This is a genomic window from Kitasatospora sp. NPDC059973 (genome assembly GCF_042737525.1).
GTDB lineage: Bacteria > Actinomycetota > Actinomycetes > Streptomycetales > Streptomycetaceae > Kitasatospora.
Genome location: NZ_JBHWUI010000040.1, coordinates 35448 through 57472, shown reverse-complemented (window position 1 = coordinate 57472; position 22025 = coordinate 35448). Strand labels below are relative to the sequence as shown.

Genomic DNA, 22025 nt, shown 5'->3' with positions numbered 1-22025 from the left:
CCGCCGGGTGGAGCGGGCGCCGGTTCGAGCGGCGCGGCAGCCGGCCGGGGCGTCGGTTCGAGCGGCGCGGGAGCCGGCCGGGGCACCGCGGGAGCCGACGCGCCGCGCGCCTCGGCGAGCGTGCTCGCCAGCTGCCGGCGGTCCTCCGCACTGATGTCGAGGGCGTCGGCCAGCAGATTGACCGTACCCAGCCGATGGTCGCTGGACCTGCCGCTCTCCAGCCGGCGGATGGTGCGCACGCTCACGCCGGAGCGCTCCGCCACCTGTTCCTGCGTCAGGCCCGCCTGGCCGCGGAGCCGGCGTAACAGCGTGCCGAGCTGATCCGTCAACGGGGCGCCTCTCTACTCGCCGGTAATCGCCGGTGAGCCTACCGGTGACGACCGGTCAGCGATGTCCGGCCGGTTGGCCTGTCCACCGAACATGACGAACGCCACAATCGCTGCCTTCGTGCAGGCGCTGTGCGGCGAGAAGCGAGGAGTCGACGTGGCCTACCGCTACTGGTGCGGTGAGTGCAGTTCCAGGACGGCCTGGCTCGGCGAGTCCGAGGGGGAGCGGCAGCAGGTCGAGCACTACGCGAAACGGCATCCCGGCATCCCGCCCGGCGGCCAGGTCGAGGTCGGCAGAGGACTCGACGCCGGCCGCGGCTGGCTCGCGCCGGCCGCGGCCGCGCTCGTCCTGCTGACCGTCGTGGTGGCCGTGGTGGCCGTGGTGGCCCGGTACCGGTAGGCCGCGCCGCCGCCGGCACCGGCCGCCTTTGGCCGGTCCGTGGCCTGTCCCGGCCGGTCGGCCGGAGCCCAGCATGGGCGCCGGGGCCGCACGCTCCCGGGGGGCCGGCGTCCGGTGCCCCGGCCGGCGGCACCCCACCCCTCCCAGCAACCGAAGGAGATCCATGTCCACTTCACCGCAGCCGGGGCAGGCCCTCACCCGGCGCTCGCTCCTGCGGACCGGGACGGGGCTCGCCCTGGGCACCGGCCTCGCCGTGGGCGCCGGGGTCGCCGCCGCCGGGCCCGCCGCCGCGACCAACGGCGTCGGCCAGACCGGCGCGCCCCTGTGCCAACTGCCCGGTGACTCGGCGAGCCGGTACGGGCTGGGCAGCGGCGACCTGGGCATCCCGTACTACCGGGAGCACGACAACACCTGGGGCTACGTGTTCGGCGACTCCTTCGACACCGGCAACGGCTACCTCGGCTCCCCGGTGATGCTGAACCAGGCGACCTTCGACCGCTCCGGGGCGACCCCGATCTCGTTCAGCTACGCCATGCCCGACGGTTCCGCGGCCCAGCTCCTCGACTACGGCCACGGAACCGACAACGGCCACGGGGTGGAGAGCACCCGGATCCCGAACGACTGCATCGAGTTCGGCGGCCGCACCTACCTCCAGTACACCTCGGTGGCGCGCGGCATCGGCCCGGACCCGCTGCCCGCCGGCGAGGACGGCTCACTGATGTCGGGCGTCGCCTACTCCGACGACTTCGGCCGGACCTGGACCGACTACCCGTACCACTGGCCCGGCCAGGACCAGGGCGTCAACCAGTCGATGTACGGGATGTGGTCCTTCGCCGGCATCGACCCGGACGGCTGGCTCTACATCTACTCCAAGCGCTGGAACGGCACCCACAAGAACACCGCGGACCAGGGCGCGATCCAGCTGTTCCGGATCGACCCGGACGCGTTCCGGGCCGGCGACTTCGGGGCCCAGCAGAACTGGGCGTACGACGGCGGCTGGCACTGGGCCACCGACGGCACCCCGCCGACCCCGCTGTTCGGCCCCGGGAACAACATCGCCGAGTTCTCCGTGAAGCGGATCGACGGCCGCTACTGCATGAGCTACCTCGACCTGACGGACGGTTCGATCTGCACGCGCACCGCGCCCCGGCCCGACGCCGCGTGGTCGGCGCCGGTCCCGCAGATCGTCGCGAGCAACCTCTGGCCGCCGAACCACTGGGGCCGGCCGCAGGTCGAGAGCCTCTACGGCGGCTACATCCACCCCGGCAGCGCCGGTGCGAACTCGCTGACGCTGATCGTCTCCCAGTGGACCGCGCAGGGCGCCTACCGGGTCCTGCAGTTCGACGGGATCCGGCCGTAGTGCGCGCCCCGCAGCGGCCGTCACGGCCGCCCCTCGACACCCCGCGACCGCCGCACCGGAAGGAGTCCCCGTGAGACTCGCCGTCCTGACCAGAGCGCTGGTGGGCGCGCTGCTCCTCTCCTCCGCCGCCCTCGCCGCCACCGGCCCGGCCGCCGCGGCCACCGACGGCGCCAAGGACGTGACCTACCGGGGCACCACGCTGCGCGTCCCCGGCACCTGGCCGGTGATCGACCTGGACGCGGCGCCGGACACCTGCGTGCGGTTCGACCGGCACGCCGTCTACCTCGGCCGCCCCGGCGAGAACCAGGACTGCCCATCCCACCTGCGGGGACGCAGCGAGGCGATCCTGGTGCAGCCGGCCCTGCCCGGCGCGGAGCGCGGGGCCCGGGAGAACACCGCCTCCCGCGAGATCACGGCGACCACCGGCGCGGTCACCGTCACCGCGGCCTACGGCACCGACCGGGCGGCGGTGGCGACCGTCCTCGACCGGGCCGGTCTGCCGCAGCCGCGCCGGACGGCGCAGGCACCGCGGAGCGCGGCCGACCCGGCCGGCGCCGGTGGCATCACGGCCGGCGCCGGCGCGGCGCTGACGGCCGCGGTGGACGGCGCCGCCACCAACTACACGGGCCAGGGCTTCGACCCGTGCGCGGCCCCGAGCTCGTCCACCATGCGCACCTGGATGGACGCCTCGCCCTACGGCGCGATCGGCATCTACATCGGCGGCGTCAACCGCACCTGCGACCAGCCGAACCTGACCGCCGACTGGGTCGCCCGGCAGGCCTCGATCGGCTGGCACTTCTTCCCGCTGTACGTCGGCCACCAGGCGCCGGGCGCCTGCCCCGGCTGCGCCACGATCCCGTCCGCGGCCCAGGGCGCGGCCGACGCCGACGACGCGATCGCGCAGATGTCGGCCCTCGGCTTCCCCCCGGGCACCCCGGTCTACATGGACAACGAGCACTACGCCCCGTCGTACTCGGGCCTGGTCCTGGGCTACCTGTCCGCCTGGACCACGCGGTTGCACGCCCGGGGCTACCTGTCGGGCGTGTACGGCAGTGCCGGCAGCACGATCTCCGACCTGGTCGCCCACTACTCCTCCTACGCGATGCCGGACGTCATCGACTTCGCGGCGTGGCCGGGCAACGGCAGCACCAGCACCTCGGACCCGGCGATCCCGGACCACCTGTGGGCGAACCACCAGCGGATCCACCAGTACACCGGTGGTCAGAACGAGACCTACGGCGGCATCACCATCAACATCGACGCCGACTACCTGGACGTCCAACTGGCGCCCACCGCCAGGGGGTGGGACGACTTCGGCGACGGCCGGCAGAACCCGGCGATCGGCCGGCAGGCCAACGGGGCGATGGTCGCGTTCGCGGTCTCGCCGGACCAGCAGGGGCTGTTCTTCCGCGAGCAGACGGCACCGAACGGCGGCTGGGGAACGTGGCAGCGGCTCGGCGGTCCGGTCGGCGGCCTGCCGGTGGTCGGCCGCGACCCCGACGGGCGGCTGGAGCTGTTCGTCCTCGGCCCCGGCCGGAGCAGCATCCAGCACAGCTGGCAGACCACGCCGAACGGCGGTTGGAGCACGTGGGACACCTCCTTCGGCCCTGCGTCCTCGGGCCTGACCGTCGGTCAGAACGCGGACGGGCGGCTGGAGGTGTTCGCCGTGGCACCGGATCGCGGTTCGATCTCGCACATCTGGCAGACGGAGCCCAACGGCGGGTGGAGTGGCTGGAACGGTGACGGCGCCGGGCCGTTCGGGGGCCCGACCGGGGGTACGCCGGTGGTCGGTCACCAGGCCGACGGGCGGATGGCGGTCTTCGTGCTGGCGCCGAACGGCAGTGGGGTGGCGATCCGCGAGCAGGCGGCCCCGTCCGCCGGCTGGGGCGCCTGGAACGGCTCCTTCGGGCCAGCGGCGTCCGATCTGAGTGTCGGTCAGAACGCGGACGGGCGGCTGGAGGTGTTCGCCGTGGCACCGGACCGCGGTTCGATCTCGCACATCTGGCAGACGGAGCCCAACGGCGGGTGGAGTGGCTGGAACGGCGACGGCGCCGGGCCGTTCGGGGGCCCGACCGGCGGTGCGCCGGTGGTCGGTCACCAGGCCGACGGGCGGATGGCGGTCTTCGTGCTGGGACCGAACGGCAGTGGGGTGGCGATCCGCGAGCAGGCGGCCCCGTCCGCCGGCTGGGGCGCCTGGAACGGCTCCTTCGGCGGCGCCGCCGCGACCGTGAACGTCAGCCGCAACGCGGACGGCCGGCTGGAGGTGTTCGCCCTCGCCCCCGGCGGAGCCAACATCTCGCACATCTGGCAGAACGCGCCCAACGGCGGCTGGAGTGCCTGGAACGCCGACGGCACCTTCGGCGGCGCCGCCTGGGTGGGCGTATGAACACGTCGAGAGGAACGGTCGAGACCGCGATGCCACCGCGCACCCGCCCCGCCCGCCACGCGTCGCACGCCTCCAGGGCGACGGCCCGGGCCCTGCTGATGGCCCTCGTGCTCGTCCTCGCGCTGGCCGGCACCGGTCTGGCGACCGCGGGCAGCGCCCGGGCCGACTCGGCCCTCGGCGGCCCGATCACCCGCGGCGAGATCATCGCGCGGGCCCAGTACTGGGTCGACCACCAGCCGGGCCCGTACGACCAGGGCGGCTACTCGCCCGGCCCCGGCGGCGACTTCGACTACCGCCGGGACTGCTCGGGCTACGTGTCGATGGCCTGGCACCTGGACGCCAACGCCTGGACCGGGTCGCTGTCGGACACGTACTCGTACCCCATCGACCGCGGTGACCTGCGCCCCGGTGACATCCTCGACAACTACAGCGAGCACGTCTTCCTCTTCGACCAGTGGCTCGACGGCGACGGCGACTTCTCCTACTACTCCTTCGGCTCCGCGCCGGTCCGCCACCTCACCGCCAACATCGGCGACGCCTCACTGGACGGGCACCCCAACGGCTCGTTCAGTGCCCGCCGTTACCACCGGGTGGTCGAGGACGGCCCGGCCGGGCCGCGCCCGCACCCGTACCCGTCCGGCCGGATGGTCTCCGGCCGCGACGCGGACGGCCGGCTGGAGACCTTCGCCGCGGGCCCGGGCGGTGTCTGGCACACCTGGCAGTTGTCCGTCAACGGCGGCTGGTCGGAATGGGTCGACGAGGGCGGCCCGGGCAACGCCCAGCTGGCCATCGCGCCGAACCAGGACGGCCGGCTGGAGCTGTTCGCGCTCAACGGGAGCACGCTGGCCCACCTCTGGCAGACCGCGCCGAACGCCGGCTGGTCGGGGTGGGCCGGGCTCGGCGGCGGCGGGTCCCGGATCGCGGCCGGTGGCAATGCCGACGGGCGGATCGAGGTCTTCGCCTCCAATGCCACCGGGGTGATCCACACCTGGCAGACCGCGCCCAACGGCGCCTTCGCCGGGTGGGCCGGGGTCGGCGGCCCCGCCGGTGCACGGCTGCAGATGGAGAACGCGCCCGACGGCCGGCTGGAGCTGTTCGCCCTGTCGGACACCACCTTCGGCCACCTGTACCAGACCGCGCCCAACGGCGGCTGGTCGGCCTGGGACTCCTTCGGCGGCGGCGGGCACGGGCTGACGGTCAATCACAACTCGGACGGTCGGCTGGAGGTGTTCACCTCCAGCGGTACCGGGGTGTTCCACCGCTGGCAGACCGGCCCCACCAGCTGGTCGGCCTGGACCGGTACCGGCGGGGGAGCCGCCGACTCCGAGCTGTCCTCGGCGCGCTCCGCCGACGGGCGGATGGAGGTGTTCGCCATCAACGGCGGCACGGCCACCCACCTGTGGCAGACGGCCGTGAACGGCGGCTGGTCGGGCTGGGAGACCTTCGGCGGCGGTGGCACCGCCATCGCCGCGGCCACCAACCAGGACGGCCGGCTGGACGTGCTGGGCAGCAGCGGGGCCGGTGTCTTCCATCGCTGGCAGACCGGTTTCAGCGCCTGGTCCGGGTGGGGCCGGCTGAACTCCACGGACGGACCGGCGCTGGCCTGACGGCCGCCGCCCCGACGGGGCCCGCCCGGCCGGGAGTTCCGCCGGCCGGGCGGGCCCCGGCGCGTCCGGGGACGGGCCCGTGCGGTGGGACACCCCCGGTGGTCGGCGCCGGCCGGATCAGCGCGCGAGGAGGCGCCGGAGCCAGCGGGTACGGGCGTCGCGGGCGTCCCGGGCCAGCGCCGAGTGCGGCGCGAGGGTGTCGAAGCCGTGGCAGGCACCGGGCCACACGTGCAGTTCGGCCCGGCCGCCGGCCTGCCAGAGCGCCTGGGCGTAGGCCACGTCCTCGTCCCGGAGGGTCTCGGCCGATCCGACGTCGACGTAGGCCGGAGGCAGCCCGGACAGGTCGGTGGCGCGGGCGGGGGCCGCGTAGGGCGGGAGGTCTGCGGCACCGTACCGGTCACCCAGCAGGGCCTGCCACGCGGTGGCGTTGGAGGTGCGGTCCCAGGTGTCGGTGCCGGCCAGCTGGTGGCTGGAGAAGGAGCGGTCGCGGTCGTCCAGCATCGGGCTGAGCAGCAGTTGCCCGAGCGGGACGGGCCCGCCCCGGTCCCGGGTGAGCAGGGCGAGCGCGGCGGCGAGCCCGCCGCCGGCGCTCTTGCCGCCGAGCACGATGCGCGCCGGGTCGATTCCCAGCCCGTCGGCGTGCGCGACCGCCCAGGTGAGGCCGGCGTAGCAGTCCTCCACCGGTCCGGGGTACCGCGCCCGCGGTGCCAGCCGGTACTCGACGGAGATGACGGCCAGCTCCAGCGGGAGCGCCCACTCCCGCAGCACCCGGGGGAGGACGGACCAGGCGTTGCCCATGACCATGCCGCCGCCGTGCAGGTAGTACAGCAGCGGCAGCGGCCGGGAGATCCCGGCGGGCCGGGCGCTCAGCAGGGTGACCTCCGGCCCGTCCGGCGGTCCCGGTACCCGGAGTTCGGCCACCTCGAAACGGCCGCCGTCGGTCAGCTCGTCGACGGCGGGCCGGGGCCGGGTCGCGGTGTCCCGGGCCTGGCGGGCCGCCAGGTTCGCCGGGGTGAGCGGCTCCCCGGCCGCGTCGCCCAGAGCTGCCAGCGCGGCGGCCAGCTCGGGGTCGAACGGGGGCGCGGTCCGGGCCTTCGGGGCGGGGCCGGGTGCGGCCGGCGGGTCGGCGACGCTCATGCCGGGCCGTCCGGTCGAGCCCCGGGGCGCCGGCCGGACGGGACCGGGGGGAGGCAGCACGTCGAATGAACGAGGTCCATAGGGCCCAGTCAATCACCCGTCCGGCCGGGCCGCGGCCGGTCCGTCGCTCCCGCCGTCGGCCGGCTCCGGCCCACCCGGGGCGGCCCGGTCGGGCGGGGGCCGGGAGAATGGTGGCCATGACCACCACCCTCGATCACCCCGCCGCTGTCGCCGCGGAGACCGCCCGCTTCGTCGCCGTCGTCCGTGCCGCCGACCCGTCCACCGCGGTGCCCACCTGCCCCGGCTGGACGCTGGCCGACCTGGTGCGTCACGCCGGGAGCGTGCAGCGCTGGTTCACCGTGCTGCTGCGGCAGCGGATCCAGGAGCCGCCGCGCAGCCGGGAGGTCGACCTGCGGCTGCCGGAGGGGCCGGACGGCTACCCCGACTGGCTGGCCGAGGCCGCGGTCGAGGCCGGTGCGGAGTTCACCGCGGCCGACCTCGACGCGCCGATGTGGGCCTGGGGCGCCGACCAGCACGCCCGGTTCTGGGTGCGCCGGATGCTCTTCGAGACCCTGGTGCACCGCGTGGACGCGGAGCTCGCCCTGGGCCTGCACCCCGGGATCGACCCGGCGCTGGCGGCCGACGGCGTCGCGGAATTCCTGGTCAACCTGCCCTTCGCCGCCGGCTTCGCGCCCGGGACGGCCCTCCTGCGGGCGGACGACCGGACCGTCCGGTTCACCCGCACCGACGGGGCCGGGGACTGGCTGGTCCGGCTGCGGCCCGACGGTTTCGGACTCGACCCGAAGGGTGCCGGGACGGCCGCCGACGTGACGGTGCGCGGCACCGCGGCGGACCTGCTGCTGTTCCTCTACGGCCGGCTGGACCGGGCCGCCGGCCGCTTCGAGGTGACGGGGGACGAGGGCCTGCTGGCGCACTGGGTGGCCAACTCCGCGTTCTGACTCCGCGTTGACCGGCGGGGCCGGCCGTCGCGAACGCGGCGGGCCGGGTGCGGCCGGGGCGGTGCCCCTTGCCACACCCGGCCCCGGGAGCCGGCCCGGTCGGCCCGGTCGGCCAGGTCAGACCCGGTCAGCCCGGTCAGACCCGGTCGGCCGCGATCAGGACGTACTGGAAGGAGCCGTCCTTGTACGAGGAGATGAACGCCTCCTCGATGCCCGTGACGAGCGAGGAGGTCGCGCGCAGCTCCCAGTACGGCAGGGTCGCCGGGGTGAGGTCGATGACGGCCTGCGGCACGAGCCGGTTGTCCGCCATGGCACGCAGGTACTCCCGGCGGGAGTGGATGTTGCACTCGAAGTGCGCGTTGATCTGGGACACCCACTTCGACGGCTGCCCGTAGGCGGGGTTCCAGCAGCCCGTGATGGTGACGTACCGGCCGCCGACCGCCAGCATCCGGGAGTGCTCGGCGAAGAGGTCGTGCAGGTCGACGTACATGCTGGACTCGTTGTTCCACGAGCCCGCCACCTGGCCGGTCTCGAAGGGCATGTCGAGCATGTTGCAGACCCGGGACCGGACCGAGCCGTCGATGCCGAGCTCCCGGGCGCGCCGGTTGCCGAACTCGGCCTGCTTGGCGGAGAGGGTGACGCCCTCGACCTTGCACCCGAAGCGCTGGTGGGCCATCACCATGGAGCCGCCGCGGCCGCAGCCGGCGTCCACCAGGGTGGCGTCGGGGGCGATCGGGCCCAGGTGGTCCAGCAGCACCTCCGCCTGGGCGGACTCCAGCCGGTGCAGCTCGGCGATCACCTTCTTCTCGCGCTCGCTGTCGTCCGGGTCGCCCAGCGAGGCGTGGTCGATGTCGCCGATGCCGTAGTGGTGGTGGTAGAGGCCGTCGACGTCACCGAGGCGCAGATTGACGGGTCGGGCCTCGTGGTCCCAGTAGCGGGCGATGTCGCCCTGGTAGGGCGTGGCGGGACCGGGAACGAGGCTGGTGGGCGTGGTGGGGATATCGGTCGTGGTCATGGGTCAGCTCCTTGGTTACCAGAAGTCGGGCAGGCTGTAGCGGTAGGTGTTGGTCCGGTGCCAGTAGTGGTTGCCGTCGATCCACACGGCCACGCCGCGCAGGAAGCGCAGCAGGGGCGGCGCGGGGCAGGCGGCGGCCAGGGCGGCCGCCTCGGCCTCGAAGGCGTGCATGAGGTCGTTGTGGACCTCGACCGCCTTCAGGTAGCCGTCGCGGTCGGTGCCGCCCTCCTGCTCGGCGAGCACCACCGGGAGGTTCAGGTGCCGGCCGGGGCCGGCGAGTTCCTTGGTGTAGGAGTAGAGGTCGTTGACGATCGTGGTGGCGTTCGAGCCGAGCGCGATGACCCGTTGCAGGGCGGGCAGCGTGTGCAGGTCGGCGGGCAGCTCGTAGCCGCCGACGGTGTCCGTGATGGTCGGGCACGGGCGGAAGTTGTTGAACTGGCGCATCGCCAGGTACTCCCAGACGGTGGGGACGTGCTCGGTCTCGGCCCAGGCCGCCTCGGCGAGGTACCCCAGGTGCAGGCGCGCCATGTCGTGCCGGAACCGGTCCGCCTGGGACGGGCTCGCGGCACGGTGGAAGTAGCCCATGGCGGAGCGGTAGGCGCGCCGCGGGGCGTCCTCCTGGAGCGACTCCTCCCAGGCCGGCTGGTACTCCGCCGTGGTGTGCAGGGGGTCGAGCGCGGTGTGCGCGAGGAGCAGCCGCCCGCCGAGGCCGACCGGCGAGCCGCCGTGGTCCTCGCAGTAGCAGTCGTCCACCACGTTCTCGGCGACCATCAGCCGGGCGGCGACCATCAGGTGGTCGGTGTCGGGGGCGTCGGGGTGGCAGGCGACCATGTACCGGCCGATCGAGAACCCGTCGAACTGGTCCTCCCACTCCGGCGGGTACAGCTGGACCTCGTCCACCGCCCAGGTCTTGATCCGGTTGCCGACCTCCTCGACGCGCCCGGGGTCGGGTTCCGGTACCGGGTGGTAGTAGAGGCCCGGAACGGCGCCGCCGGCCTCGGGCGGCGGCGTACGGCGGCCAGGGTGCAGGCCGCCCGTGCCGAGGCCGCTGGGGCCGCTGAGGATCCGCTCCAGGGCGGTACGGCTCATGACCGTACCGCCGAGGTGTCCCCGGTGATCTCCGGTCCGGTGTTCATGGGCATGGACGGGCCTCCCTCCGCGCAGGACCGCGCCGGATGACGGGTCGTCATCCGGCGCGACAGAAGGGGGGATCCCGCAGGCGGTACCCCCCTTGCCGTTCGCTGATCAACGGTAGGCGGGGTGGTCTCGGCCGGAGGCCTCCGGAGCGGTTGATCTACTCGATAGGGTGAATGTTCGGGAAGATCGGGTTTCAAGCGCGCGGTGTGCGCGTGGTGGGGGCGGTCGGGGCGGCGGCCGACCGGCCCGACGGCCGCCGCCCCGGCCGGGTCCGGTACGGAGCCGGGCTCCCGCGCACACGCAGATCGGGGCCGGGTCGGGGGCGCGGAGGGCCGGGTCGGGGGGTGCGGGGCCGGAGGTGCGGATCGAGGGGCCGGGGCGCGGCGGGCGTTCCCCGCCGGGGACCGGGGACCACCGGCCCGCCGGGTCAGCCCTCGGGGTGCCGCTCGGCGTCCGCCGCGGCGGCGGCGTCCCGCCGGTCCAGGGCTTCGGCGGTCGCGGGGTACTTGGACCGCAGGCGGTCCCGGAGCGAGAGCGAGGGGCCGCCTGCCCCCTCGGAGGCCGCCGGGTCGGCGGCCGGGGCGGGGGCGGGACCGGTCACCGGGGTAGCGGCGTCGTGGGCCGGGGTCGCGGAGTCGGGCGCTGAGTCGGGCGCCGGGCCCGCGGGGGCGCGCAGCCGCGCCAGCTCGGCCTCCAGCTCGGCGACCCGGGAGCGCAGCTGCTGCGCCTCCTGGGCGGCGTCCCGGTAGAGCTGCTTGTTGCGCTTGCCGACCTCGGAGAGGGTGTCCACCCGGTCCGCGAAGGCGTCGCGCTCACTGGCGATCGGCTGGACGATCTGGCCGGCGACCACCGCCGCGATCCAGTCGACCCACTCGTTGATCCGGGTGGTGCCCAGCGGGCCGATCAGCTCGGCGTCCTGCAGGCCGGTGAGCATGGGACGGCGGATCATGTCGGCGATGCTCCGCTGCGGGCCGCTCTGTTCGGTCACGACTGCTCCTCGATGCTTGCCCCGCGGTGGGGCGGTGGATGCCGCCGGCGTCACGGTCCGCAGGGCAGGTGCCGGTCTCCTCGGCGATCTCCAGCCTAGCCACCTGCGATTCGGCCGTCGCCGGGTGGCGGGGCCGGGGCCCCGGCGGGGGTGTTCCGGGCCGCCCGGCACCCGGCGGGGAGCACCGGGCCGCAGTGGCCGGATCCGGTCGTCCGTGAACGTCGGACACCCCGGGTAGTTCGTGCCGCCAGGGATTTTACCGGGGGTTAACAATCGGCCACCGGGCCGACGGGTCGTGTCCGGACGGGCAGGGCGGCGGGGCCGTTCGGGCAATTGCCGTGGTGAAGCGCCCCTGCGGCCGTGATCCCTTGTGGGTATGGCCGGTTGGGTGCCGCCGACAGGCCTCTGACCTCCGGCGCTGAAGCTTGATGTCGTGTACAGAGCGACCCTTGACGCGTTCTGCTGATGCTGGTTCAGTTGCGCTGTGGCCTCACGGGAAGCACACGTATCTTACGAATCTCTCATGTATTCCACTCACAGTGATGCGATAGCCGTTGTCGGTCTGTCGTGTCGGTTACCCGGAGCTTCGACTCCCGATGAGCTGTGGCGACTTCTCCGGCACGGTGAAACCTCTGTCACGGAGGTGCCGGAAGGCCGGTGGGGTGAATTGCCGACGGATGGCGGACAAACAGTCGAAACCGGCGGATCGATACCCCGATGGGGCGGTTTCCTCGATCACGTCGACCGATTCGACCCCGGCTTCTTCGGCCTTTCCCCGCGCGAGGCGGTCGCGACGGACCCGCAGCAGCGGCTGATGCTGGAACTCGCCTGGGAGGCCCTGGAGTACGCCGGGATCGTCCCGGCGACACTCGACGGACGATCGGCCGGTGTCTTCTTCGGCGCGATCTGGGACGACTACGCGACCCTGTTGCACCAGCGCGGCCCGCAGGCCGTCACCCAGCACAGCGTGACCGGGCTGCAGCGCAGCATGATCGCCAACCGGGTCTCCTACACCCTCGGCCTGCGCGGGCCCAGCCTGGTGACCGACACCGGTCAGTCGTCCTCCCTGGTCGCCGTCCACCAGGCCTGTGAGAGCCTGCGCGCCGGCGAGACCGACCTCGCGCTCGCGGGGGGAGTGAACCTCAACCTCGCCCCGCAGAGCAGCATCGCCGTCGCCCGGTTCGGCGGCCTCTCGCCGACCGGCCGGTGCCACACCTTCGACGCCCGCGCGGACGGCTACGTCCGGGGCGAGGGCGGCGCGGTGGTCGTCCTGAAGCGCCTCGCGGACGCGCTCGCCGACGGCGACGGGGTGCACTGCCTGATCCTCGGCGGCGCGGTGAACAACGACGGCGGCGGTGAGGGGCTCACCGCACCCAGCCCGGCGGCCCAGGAGGAGGTCGTCCGGCGCGCCTACCGCCGGGCCGGGGTGGACCCGGCGGACGTCCAGTACGTGGAACTCCACGGCACGGGCACCAAGGTCGGCGATCCGGTGGAGGCCGCGGCCCTCGGCGCCGCCCTCGGGCGGCTACGGGAGCCCGGGCGGCCGCTGGCGGTCGGCTCGGCGAAGACCAACGTGGGGCACCTCGAAGGCGCCGCCGGGATCGTCGGCCTGCTGAAGGTCGCCCTGAGTCTGCGGCACCGGGAGCTGCCGCCCAGTCTCCACTACGAGCGCCCCCATCCGCTGATTCCGCTGGACTCGCTCCACCTGCGCGTGCAGCGGGAGCTGGGGCCGTGGCCGGAGCCGGACCGGCCGCTGCTGGCGGGCGTGAGTTCGTTCGGCCTCGGCGGGACCAACTGCCATGTGGTGCTGGCCGCCGGGCCCCTGCCGACCGCCTCGGAGCCGGGGCTCTCGGAGGGCGGGCGGACGGAGGGCGGGTCCTCGGAGGTCGGCCCCTCGGAGGTCGAGGTCGCGGAGGCCGGGGGCTCGGCGGCCGGGCCCTCGGGCGGCGGGGCGGGGGCGGCCCGGACGGTGCCGTGGCTGCTGTCCGGCCGCTCGCCGGCGGCGCTGCGGGCCCAGGCGGCCGCGCTGCTGGCGCGGCTCGACGAGCGGCCCGGGCTCCGCGCGGCGGACGTCGGGTACTCGCTGGCCGTCACGCGCTCGGCCTTCGAGCAGCGCGCCGCGGTGACCGGTCGGGACGACGCCGGGCTCCGGCGGGGCCTGACGGCGCTGGCCGGGGGCGGGCGCACCGCCGAGGTGCTGTCCGGGCAGGCGTACGGGCCCGCCCGGCTCGCCTTCCTGTTCGCCGGTCAGGGCAGCCAGCGGCCGGGGGCCGGGCGCGTGCTCTACCAGGAACACCCGGTGTTCGCAGCGGCGTTGGACGCGGTCTGCGAGCACGTCGACGCGGCCGCGGCCGCCGCGGGAGCGGGCCCGGACCGGCCGCTGCGGGACGTGCTCTTCGCGGCACCGGGCTCCGCCGCCGCGGATCTGCTGGACGGCACCGGTGTCGCGCAGCCCGCCCTGTTCGCGATCGAGGTCGCCCTGTTCCGGCTGCTGGAGAGCCGGGGCGTCCGGCCGGACCTCCTGCTCGGCCACTCCGTCGGCGAACTGGCCGCCGCCCACGTCGCCGGGGTGTTCCCGCTCGCGGACGCCTGCACGCTGGTGACCGCCCGCGGCCGGCTCATGCAGGCGCTCCCGCCCGGCGGCGCCATGGCGGCGCTGCAGGCCGGCGAGCAGGAGGTGCTCCCGCTGCTGGCCGGCCGGGAGCAGCTGGTCGGCCTCGCCGCCGTCAACGGCCCGGAGGCGACCGTGGTCGCCGGGGACGCCGAGGAGGTCGAGCGGATCGCGGCCCACTGGCGGACCGCCGGCCGCCGGACCAGAAGGCTGCGGGTGAGCCACGCGTTCCACTCCCCGCACATGGACGCCGTGCTGGACGACTTCCGCGGCGTCGTGGCGGCTTTGGACCTCCGGCCGCCGGAGCTGCCGGTCGTGTCCACGGTCACCGGCGATCTCGTCACGGCCGAGGAGTTCGGCTCGGCCGAGTACTGGGTGCGGCACGTGCGCCGGCCGGTCCGGTTCCTCGACGGCATGCGCCGGCTGGAGCGCGAGGGCGTCACCGCCTACCTGGAGCTCGGGCCGGACGGCACGCTCGCCACGATGGGCCGGGACTGTCTGACCGAGCCCGCGCGGCCGGGCGCCGGTCCCGTCCTCGTGCCCACGCTCCGCAAGGACCGGCCCGAGGCCGACGCGCTGGTCACCGCACTCGCCCGGCTGCACGTCCACGGCGTCGAGGTGGACTGGGCGGCGGAGTTCGCCGGGCACGGCGCCCGGCGGGTCGAGCTGCCCACCTACGCGTTCCAGCGGGAGCGGTACTGGCTCGGGGGCAGCGTGCTCCCGCCGGCCCCGGTGGCCGGTTCGGCGACCGCGTCTGCCGCGCCTGCCGCGTCTGCCGGGGCCGACGCGGTCGACCGGCCGGAGCGGGCGCTGCCCGGCGACCGGGGTCCGGGCGCGCTGCTCGACCTGGTGCGCTCCGAGGCGGCCGCCGTGCTCGGTCACCACGACGCCGGGCCGGTCGACCCCGGGCTCTCCTTCAAGGAGCTGGGCTTCGACTCGCTGACCGCGGTGGAGCTGCGGGACCGGCTCGGCGCGGCCACCGGGCTGCGGCTGCCGACCGGTCTGCTGTTCGACCATCCGACGCCTCTCGTCCTCGCCGAGCGGCTGGGCGTCCTGCTCCAGCCGGCGCCCCGCGCGGCGGGCTCCGGGGCCCTGGCGGAGCTGGACCGGCTGGAGCGGTCGCTGGCCGCGCTCGGGCCGGACAGCGCCGCCTGGGAGCGGGTCGAGGCCCGGCTGCGGTCCCTGCTGGCCGCCAGGCCGCGTACCGACGGCGACGACCCGAAGCCGAACAGGCTGCGGACGGCGACGGTCGACGAGCTCTTCGCCTTCATCGACCAGGAGTTCCGCACCTCCTGACGCGCCCCGACGCGCGATGTCCGAACCTTCCGCACGGCCGCACCGACACGGAGTGAGAGCAGTGGCGAACGAGGAGAAGCTGGTCGAGTACCTCAGGTGGGTGACCACCGACCTGTACCGGACCAGGGAGCGGCTGCGCGCGGCGGAGTCCGCGTCGGGCGAGCCGGTGGCCGTGGTGGGCATGGGCTGCCGGTTCGCGGGGGGCGTGCGGTCCCCGGAGGACCTGTGGCGGCTGGTGGTGGACGGCGGGGACGCCGTGGGGCCGCTGCCGACCGACCGGGGCTGGGACCTGGCGGAGCTGTTCGACCCGGAGGCCGGGCGGCCGGGGTCCAGCTATGTGCGGGCCGGTGGGTTCCTGGACGCGGTGGCCGAGTTCGACGCGGGGTTCTTCGGGATCTCGCCGCGGGAGGCGCTGGCGATGGACCCGCAGCAGCGGTTGCTGCTGGAGACCTCGTGGGAGGCGGTGGAGCGGGCGGGGATCGACCCGCTGTCGCTGCGGGGGAGTCGGACGGGCGTCTTCGCCGGGGCGACCTTCCAGGAGTACGGCCCCCGCCTGCACGAGGGCTCGGAGGACCAGGGCGGCTATCTGCTGACCGGCGTCACCCCCAGCGTGATCTCGGGGCGGGTCGCCTACGCGCTGGGCCTGGAGGGGCCGGCGCTGACGGTGGACACGGCGTGTTCCTCGTCGCTGGTGGCGCTGCACCTCGCGGTGCGCTCCCTGCGGTCGGGCGAGTGCGACCTGGCGCTGGCCGGCGGGGTCACGGTGATGCCGACCCCGGGCATGTTCGTCGAGTTCAGCCGGCAGCAGGGCCTGGCCCCGGACGGACGGTGCAAGCCGTTCGCCGCCGCCGCGGACGGCACGGGCTGGAGCGAGGGCGTCGGTGTCCTGCTGGTGGAACGGCTGTCGGACGCGCGGCGGTTGGGGCATCCGGTGCTGGCGGTGGTGCGGGGCAGTGCGGTGAACCAGGACGGTGCGTCGAACGGGCTGACGGCGCCGAACGGTCCTTCGCAGCAGCGGGTGATCCGGCAGGCGCTGGCGGACGCGGGGCTCTCGGCGCAGGATGTGGACGCCGTGGAGGCCCATGGCACGGGCACCCGCCTCGGCGACCCGATCGAGGCCGAGGCACTGCTGGCCACGTACGGTCAGGGCCGGTCCGAGGGGGCACCGCCGCTCCGGTTGGGCTCGGTGAAGTCGAACATCGGGCACACCCAGGCGGCCGCCGGGGTGGCCGGCGTGATCAAGATGGTGTCGGCGATGCGGGCGGGCGTGCTGCCCAGGACGCTGCACGTGGACGAGCCGTCCCCGCACGTGGACTGGAGCTCGGGAGCGGTCGAGCTGCTGACCGAGGCCCGGGAGTGGCTCCCGGGCGCGCGGCCGCGCCGCGCGGCCGTCTCCTCCTTCGGGATCAGCGGGACGAACGCGCACGTGGTGCTGGAGCAGGCGCCGGCCGAGGAGCCCGGCGGGGAGGCGGACGGGCCGGAGAGCGGTTTGGAGAGCGGGCCGGAGAGCGGTCCGGCGGTGGTGCCGTGGCTGCTCTCGGGGCGCTCGCCGGAGGCGCTGGCCGCGCAGGCCCGGAGTCTGCTGGCGCACCTGGATGCCCGGGGTGCCCTGGACGTCCGGGGGGCTCTGGACGTCCGGGGCGGCGAACGGCCGGTGGACACCGGCCTCGCGACGGTGGTCACCCGGTCGGTCTTCGAGCACCGCGCCGTGCTGCTGGCCGACCGTGCGGACCGGGAGGCGTTCCGGGCCGGGCTGGCGGCACTGGCCGAGGGCCGGTCCGTCCCGCAGGTGATCGTGGGCGACGCGGCGGTCCGGCCCGGCCGCGTGGTGTTCGTGTTCCCGGGTCAGGGGGCGCAGTGGGCGGGGATGGGTGGGGAGTTGCTGGATTCCTCGCCGGTGTTCGCGGCGCGGTTGGCGGAGTGTGCGGAGGCGTTGCGGCCGTTCGTCGGTTGGGATCTGCTCGATGTGGTGCGGGGGGTTGCGGGCGCGCCTTCGCTGGACCGGGTGGATGTGGTCCAGCCGGTGTCCTTCGCGGTGATGGTCGCACTGGCCGAGCTGTGGCGTTCGTACGGTGTGGAGCCGTCGGCGGTGGTGGGGCATTCGCAGGGGGAGATCGCGGCGGCGTGTGTGGCGGGTGCGTTGTCGCTGTCGGAGGCGGCGCGGATCGTGGCGTTGCGCAGCCGGGTGATCGCGGAGCGGCTGGCGGGGCTGGGCGGGATGGTGTCGTTGGCGTTGAGCCCTGTCGAGGCGGGGGAGTTGGTGGCTGCCGCGGAGGGCCGGTTGTCGGTGGCGGCGGTGAACGGGCCCGGCTCGGTGGTGGTGTCGGGAGAGCCGGCGGCGTTGGAGGGGCTGCTGGCGGACTGTGAGGCGCGGGGAGTGCGGGCGCGCCGGATCCCGGTCGACTACGCCTCGCACTCCGCGCAGGTCGAGACCGTCCGGGAGCACCTGCTCGCCGCGCTCGGCCCGGACCGCGCGGCGGCCTCGGAGGTGGCGTTCTACTCCACCGTCACCGGGGACCTCCTGGACACCGAGGGGATCGACGCCGACTACTGGTACCGCAACCTGCGCGAGACCGTGCGCTTCGACCAGGCCGTCCACCGGCTCTCCGCACAGGGCCACGGCGTCTTCATCGAGGTCAGCCCCCACCCGGTCCTGCGCCCGGGCATCGAGGAGACGGTCGAGGAACTCGGCCGTGACGCCGTCGTGGTGGGAACGCTGCGCCGGAACGAGGGCGGTCTCGAACGCTTCCTCACCTCGGCCGCCGAGGCCTTCGTCCGGGGCGGCCCGGTGGACTGGACGGCCGCGTTCGCGGGCACCGGTGCCACCCCGGCGAGCCTGCCGACGTACGCGTTCCAACGGCAGTCCTACTGGTGGCGGCCGGCCCCGGGAGCGTCGGGTGACGCGAGCACCCTGGGACTCACCCCGGTCGAGCACCCCTTCCTGGGCGCGGCACTCGCGCTGCCCGACTCCGACGGCGTCCTCGTCACCGGTCGGCTCTCGCTGGCCGAGCACCCGTGGCTGGCGGACCACACCGTCCTCGGGACGACGGTGGTCCCGGGCACGGCCCTGCTGGAGCTGGCCTTCCAGGCCGCCGACCGGGCCGGCTGCGGCAGGATCGAGGAGCTCACGCTGCACGCCCCGCTCGTCCTGCCGGACCAGGGCGCGGTGTCGCTCCAGGTGGTGGTCGGCGCGCCCGACGAGGCCGGGCGGCGTCCGGTGAGCCTGCACTCCCAGCCGGCGGGGGCGCCGGCCGAGCAGCCGTGGACCAGGCACGCCACCGGCCTGGCGGGGCCCGCCGGACCGGTAGGAGGGGCCGGGGCGGCCGGGGAACACGATGCCGGCCCGGCGGCCTGGCCCCCGCCGGGAGCCGGACCCGTCCGGATCGACGGGCTGTACGCGGACCTGGCCGAGACCGGTCTGCCCTACGGCCCGGCCTTCCGGGGCGTCAGGGCGGCCTGGCGGCGGGGCGACGAGGTGTTCGCCGAGGTCGCGCTGCCCGAGGAGGCCGCCGACGGCGCCGACCGCTTCGCCGTGCACCCGGCGCTGCTGGACGCCGTGCTGCACGTCATCGGCCTGGCCGGGCCGGCCGCCGAAACGGCGGACGGCCTGCCGCAGTTGCCGTTCGCCTGGGAGGGCCTGACGCTGCACGCCGTCGGTGCGACCGCCCTGCGGGTCACGGTCACCCCGCTGGGGGCCGGCAAGGTGGCGCTGAGCGTCGCCGACACCACGGGCCGGCCGGTCGCCGGGATCGAGTCCCTGGCGCTGCGGCCGGTCACCCGGGAGCAGCTGGACGAGGTCGGCCGGGCCCACGGCGAGGCGCTCTTCCAGGTCGACTGGGTGGCCGTCGGCGCGCCCGCCGCCACCGCGTCGGGCTCCGGAGGCGACTGGGCCGTGGTGGGCCCCGGGGGCGCCGGCTTCGCGGGCCAGCGGCCCGGGGGCGCCGGCTCCGACGGCCCGGTCGGCGGGACGTTCGCCGATCTGCGCTCGCTGGCGGAGGCGGCGACGCGGACGAACGGTGCCGTGCCGGAGGCGGTCCTCCTGCCCTGCGCCGCCCCGGCCGCGACCCCCGGCGCGGCCGACCTCGGGGCGGCGGCCCGCGCGCTGGCCGCCGACGTCCTCGACGCGCTGCGGACCTGGCTGGCCGACGACCGGTTCGCCGCCTCCCGCCTGGTGGTGGTGACCAGGGGCGCCGTGACCGTCCGCCCCGGCGAGGGAGCGGCCGCACCGGTGCAGGCCCCGGTGTGGGGCTTGGTGCGGGCCGCGCAGGCCGAGAACCCCGGCCGCTTCGTCCTGCTGGACCTGGACGAGGGCGACGCCCCACCGGCGCTGCTGGCCGCGGCCGTCCACTCCGGTGAGCCCCAACTCGCCCTTCGCGAGGGCACGCTGAGTGTGCCCCGGCTCGCCGGGGCGGCAGCGGCGCTGACGCCGCCGGTCGGCGCGGCCGCCTGGCGGCTGGACATCGAGGGCAAGGGCACCCTGGAGAACCTGGCGCTGCTGCCGGGCCCGGACGACTCCGCCACCGGCCCGCTGGCCGAGGGCCGGGTCCGGATCGCGGTCCGCGCCGCCGGACTCAACTTCCGTGACGTCGTGGTCGCGCTGGGTCTGGTCCCGAGGCTCGACGGGCTCGGCATCGAGGGCGCCGGCGTGGTCACCGGGATCGGTCCCGGGGTGGCCGGGGTCGCCGTCGGCGACCGGGTGATGGGCCTGTTCTCCGGCGCGTTCGGACCGGTCGCGGTGGCCGACCACCGGGCCGTCGTCCCGATGCCCGACGGCTGGTCGTTCGCCGAGGCGGCCGCCGTCCCGGTGGTCTTCCTGACCGCCTACCACGGCCTGCGGGACTTGGCGGACCTGCGGCGCGGCGAGAGCGTCCTGGTGCACTCGGCGGCCGGCGGGGTCGGCATGGCCGCGGTGCAACTGGCCCGGCACTGGGGGGCCGAGGTCTACGGCACGGCCGGCCCGGGCAAGTGGGGCACGCTGCGCGCGTCGGGTCTGGACGAGGCGCACATCGCCTCCTCCCGGGACCTCGGCTTCGAGCAGCGGATCCTGGCGGCGACCGGCGGGCGCGGGGTCTCGGTCGTGCTCAACTCGCTGGCCGGCGAGTTCGTCGACGCCTCCCTGCGGCTGCTGACACGGGGCGGGCGCTTCCTGGAGATGGGGAAGACCGACCACCGGGACGGGGCCGAGGTGGCCGCCGCGCACCCCGGCGTCGACTACCGGATCTTCGACCTGATGGAGGTCGACCCCGGGCGGATCGGCGCGATGCTCCGGGAGGTCCTGGCCCTGTTCGCGGCCGGGGCCCTGCACCGGACGCCGCTGACCGTCTGGGACGTCCGGCGGGCCCCCGAGGCGTTCCGCCACCTCCGCCAGGCCCGGCACATCGGGAAGATCGTCCTGACCGTGCCCGCCGCGCCGGACCCGGACGGCACCGCGCTGATCACCGGCGCCCCGGGGACGCTGGGCGCGCTGACCGCCCGGCACCTGGTGACCCACCACGGCGTACGGCACCTGCTCCTGGCCTCGCGCCGGGGCGCGAAGGCCGACGGAGCCGCCGCCCTCGCCGCCGAGCTGACCGCCCTCGGCGCCACCGTGACCGTCGCCGCGTGCGACGTCACGGACGGCGGGGCGGTCGCCCGTCTGCTGGCCGGGGTCCCGGCCGAGCACCCGCTGACGGCGGTGGTCCACACGGCGGGCGTGCTGGACGACGGGGTCGTCACCTCGCTGGACCGGGCGCGGCTGGACGGCGTCATGGCGCCGAAGGTGGACGCCGCCTGGCACCTGCACCGGCAGACCGAGCACCTGGACCTCGCGGTGTTCACCCTGTTCTCCTCCGCCACCGCCCTGGTGGGCGCCGCCGGACAGGGCAACTACGCGGCGGCCAACGCCTTCCTGGACGCCCTGGCCGCGCACCGGCGCTCGCGCGGCCTCCCGGCCCTCGCACTCGCCTGGGGGCTGTGGGCCGAACGCAGCGCCATGACGGGGCACCTCGACGGCGCCGACCTCGACCGGATGCGGCGGGTCGGCATGGGCGCGCTGTCGAGCGAGGAGGGGCTGGCACTCTTCGACGCCGCCCACCGCGCGGCCGCGCCGGTCCTGGTGCCGATGCGTCTGGACACCGCCTCCTTGCGGGCACGGGCGGCCTCCGGCGCCGGGCAGGCCGCCGTACCGCCGCTGCTGCGCGGGCTGGTCCGGGTGACCGGCCGCCGGACGGCCGCCGCGGCCTCGCCCACCGGGGGGACGACGCCGGCCCAGCGGCTCGCCGGACTCCGCGGGCCCGAGCGCGAGCGGCTGGTCCTGGACCTGGTGCTCGACGAGACGGCCGTGGTGCTGGGGCACGGTCTCGCCGGCGCGGTCGACGCCCGCCGGGCGTTCCGGGACCTCGGCTTCGACTCGCTGGCCGCCACCGAGCTGCGGAACCGGCTGAACGCCGCGACCGGACTGCGGTTGCCGACCACCACCGTGTTCGACCACCCGACGCCCGCCGAACTCGCGGCCCTCCTGCGGGCCCGGCTCGTCGGCGAGGCCGAGGCCACCGGGGCGCCGGTACCGGACGCCCGCGCCGGGGCGGCCGTCTACCGGGAACTCGACCGGCTGGAGGGCGCGCTCGGCGCGGTGGCGCAGGACGACGAGGCGGTCGCCGGCATCACCGAGCGCCTCGAAGCCCTCCTCGGGAAGTGGAAGGAGGCCCGCGCCTTCGAGACGGGGGCCACCGAGGACCGGCGGGACTACGAGTCCGCCACCGTCGACGACATCTTCTCGCTCATCGACGAGGAATTCGGCCTGTCCTGATAGGCCCCCGCTCCGC

The 22025-nt window shown here is 75.4% G+C and carries 12 protein-coding genes; 7 read left to right on the top strand and 5 right to left on the bottom strand.

Going from position 1 to position 22025, the window contains the following annotated elements; translation table 11 throughout:
* Positions 1-329: helix-turn-helix transcriptional regulator (locus ACFWA9_RS13965; RefSeq protein ID WP_380386755.1), on the bottom strand; the 329-nt coding region annotated here is incomplete at its 3' end.
* 91 nt (positions 330-420) lie between these two features.
* On the opposite strand from ACFWA9_RS13965, the gene ACFWA9_RS13960 reads away from it, so the two are divergent.
* From ACFWA9_RS13960 to ACFWA9_RS13945, 4 genes are all read left to right on the top strand, one after another.
* Entirely contained in the window at positions 421-726 is a 306-nt protein-coding gene (locus ACFWA9_RS13960) for a hypothetical protein (protein ID WP_380386752.1), read from the top strand.
* Between the two features lie 163 nt (positions 727-889).
* The gene (locus ACFWA9_RS13955; protein ID WP_352296393.1) at positions 890-2086 is read left to right on the top strand and encodes a DUF4185 domain-containing protein; all 1197 of its coding nucleotides are present in this window, start codon (positions 890-892) and stop codon (positions 2084-2086) included.
* A 70-nt stretch (positions 2087-2156) separates the two neighbouring features.
* A complete protein-coding gene (locus ACFWA9_RS13950) occupies positions 2157-4472 on the top strand; it encodes a glycoside hydrolase domain-containing protein (protein ID WP_380386749.1) in 2316 nt (771 codons plus the stop codon).
* The gene (locus ACFWA9_RS13945; RefSeq protein ID WP_380386746.1) at positions 4469-6079 is read left to right on the top strand and encodes a hypothetical protein; all 1611 of its coding nucleotides are present in this window, start codon (positions 4469-4471) and stop codon (positions 6077-6079) included. The genes ACFWA9_RS13950 and ACFWA9_RS13945 overlap by 4 nt, the downstream gene beginning before the upstream one ends.
* A gap of 117 nt (positions 6080-6196) precedes the next feature.
* Here the strand turns inward: ACFWA9_RS13945 and ACFWA9_RS13940 are convergent, their stop codons facing one another.
* Positions 6197-7216, bottom strand: a complete 1020-nt coding sequence (locus ACFWA9_RS13940) for an alpha/beta hydrolase (RefSeq protein ID WP_380386743.1) — start codon at positions 7214-7216, stop codon at positions 6197-6199.
* 197 nt (positions 7217-7413) lie between these two features.
* Between ACFWA9_RS13940 and ACFWA9_RS13935 the strand changes: the two genes are divergently transcribed.
* Positions 7414-8175 (top strand): maleylpyruvate isomerase family mycothiol-dependent enzyme, encoded by a 762-nt coding sequence (locus tag ACFWA9_RS13935; RefSeq protein WP_380386740.1) that lies wholly within the window; start codon positions 7414-7416, stop codon positions 8173-8175.
* A gap of 136 nt (positions 8176-8311) precedes the next feature.
* Here the strand turns inward: ACFWA9_RS13935 and ACFWA9_RS13930 are convergent, their stop codons facing one another.
* The 3 genes from ACFWA9_RS13930 to ACFWA9_RS13920 form a co-directional block, all read right to left on the bottom strand.
* On the bottom strand, positions 8312-9190 hold the full coding sequence (locus tag ACFWA9_RS13930) for a geranyl diphosphate 2-C-methyltransferase (protein WP_329491088.1): 879 nt from the start codon (positions 9188-9190) through the stop codon (positions 8312-8314).
* A gap of 15 nt (positions 9191-9205) precedes the next feature.
* The gene (locus tag ACFWA9_RS13925) at positions 9206-10402 is read right to left on the bottom strand and encodes a family 2 encapsulin nanocompartment cargo protein terpene cyclase (RefSeq protein WP_380386758.1); all 1197 of its coding nucleotides are present in this window, start codon (positions 10400-10402) and stop codon (positions 9206-9208) included.
* A gap of 352 nt (positions 10403-10754) precedes the next feature.
* Positions 10755-11315, bottom strand: a complete 561-nt coding sequence (locus tag ACFWA9_RS13920) for a hypothetical protein (RefSeq protein WP_352296379.1) — start codon at positions 11313-11315, stop codon at positions 10755-10757.
* A 523-nt stretch (positions 11316-11838) separates the two neighbouring features.
* Between ACFWA9_RS13920 and ACFWA9_RS13915 the strand changes: the two genes are divergently transcribed.
* Positions 11839-15222: a type I polyketide synthase gene (locus ACFWA9_RS13915; protein ID WP_380386736.1), complete on the top strand. Its 3384-nt coding sequence runs from the start codon at positions 11839-11841 to the stop codon at positions 15220-15222.
* Between the two features lie 61 nt (positions 15223-15283).
* Positions 15284-22009 (top strand): SDR family NAD(P)-dependent oxidoreductase, encoded by a 6726-nt coding sequence (locus ACFWA9_RS13910; protein WP_380386733.1) that lies wholly within the window; start codon positions 15284-15286, stop codon positions 22007-22009.
* The last annotated feature ends 16 nt before the right edge of the window (positions 22010-22025 follow it).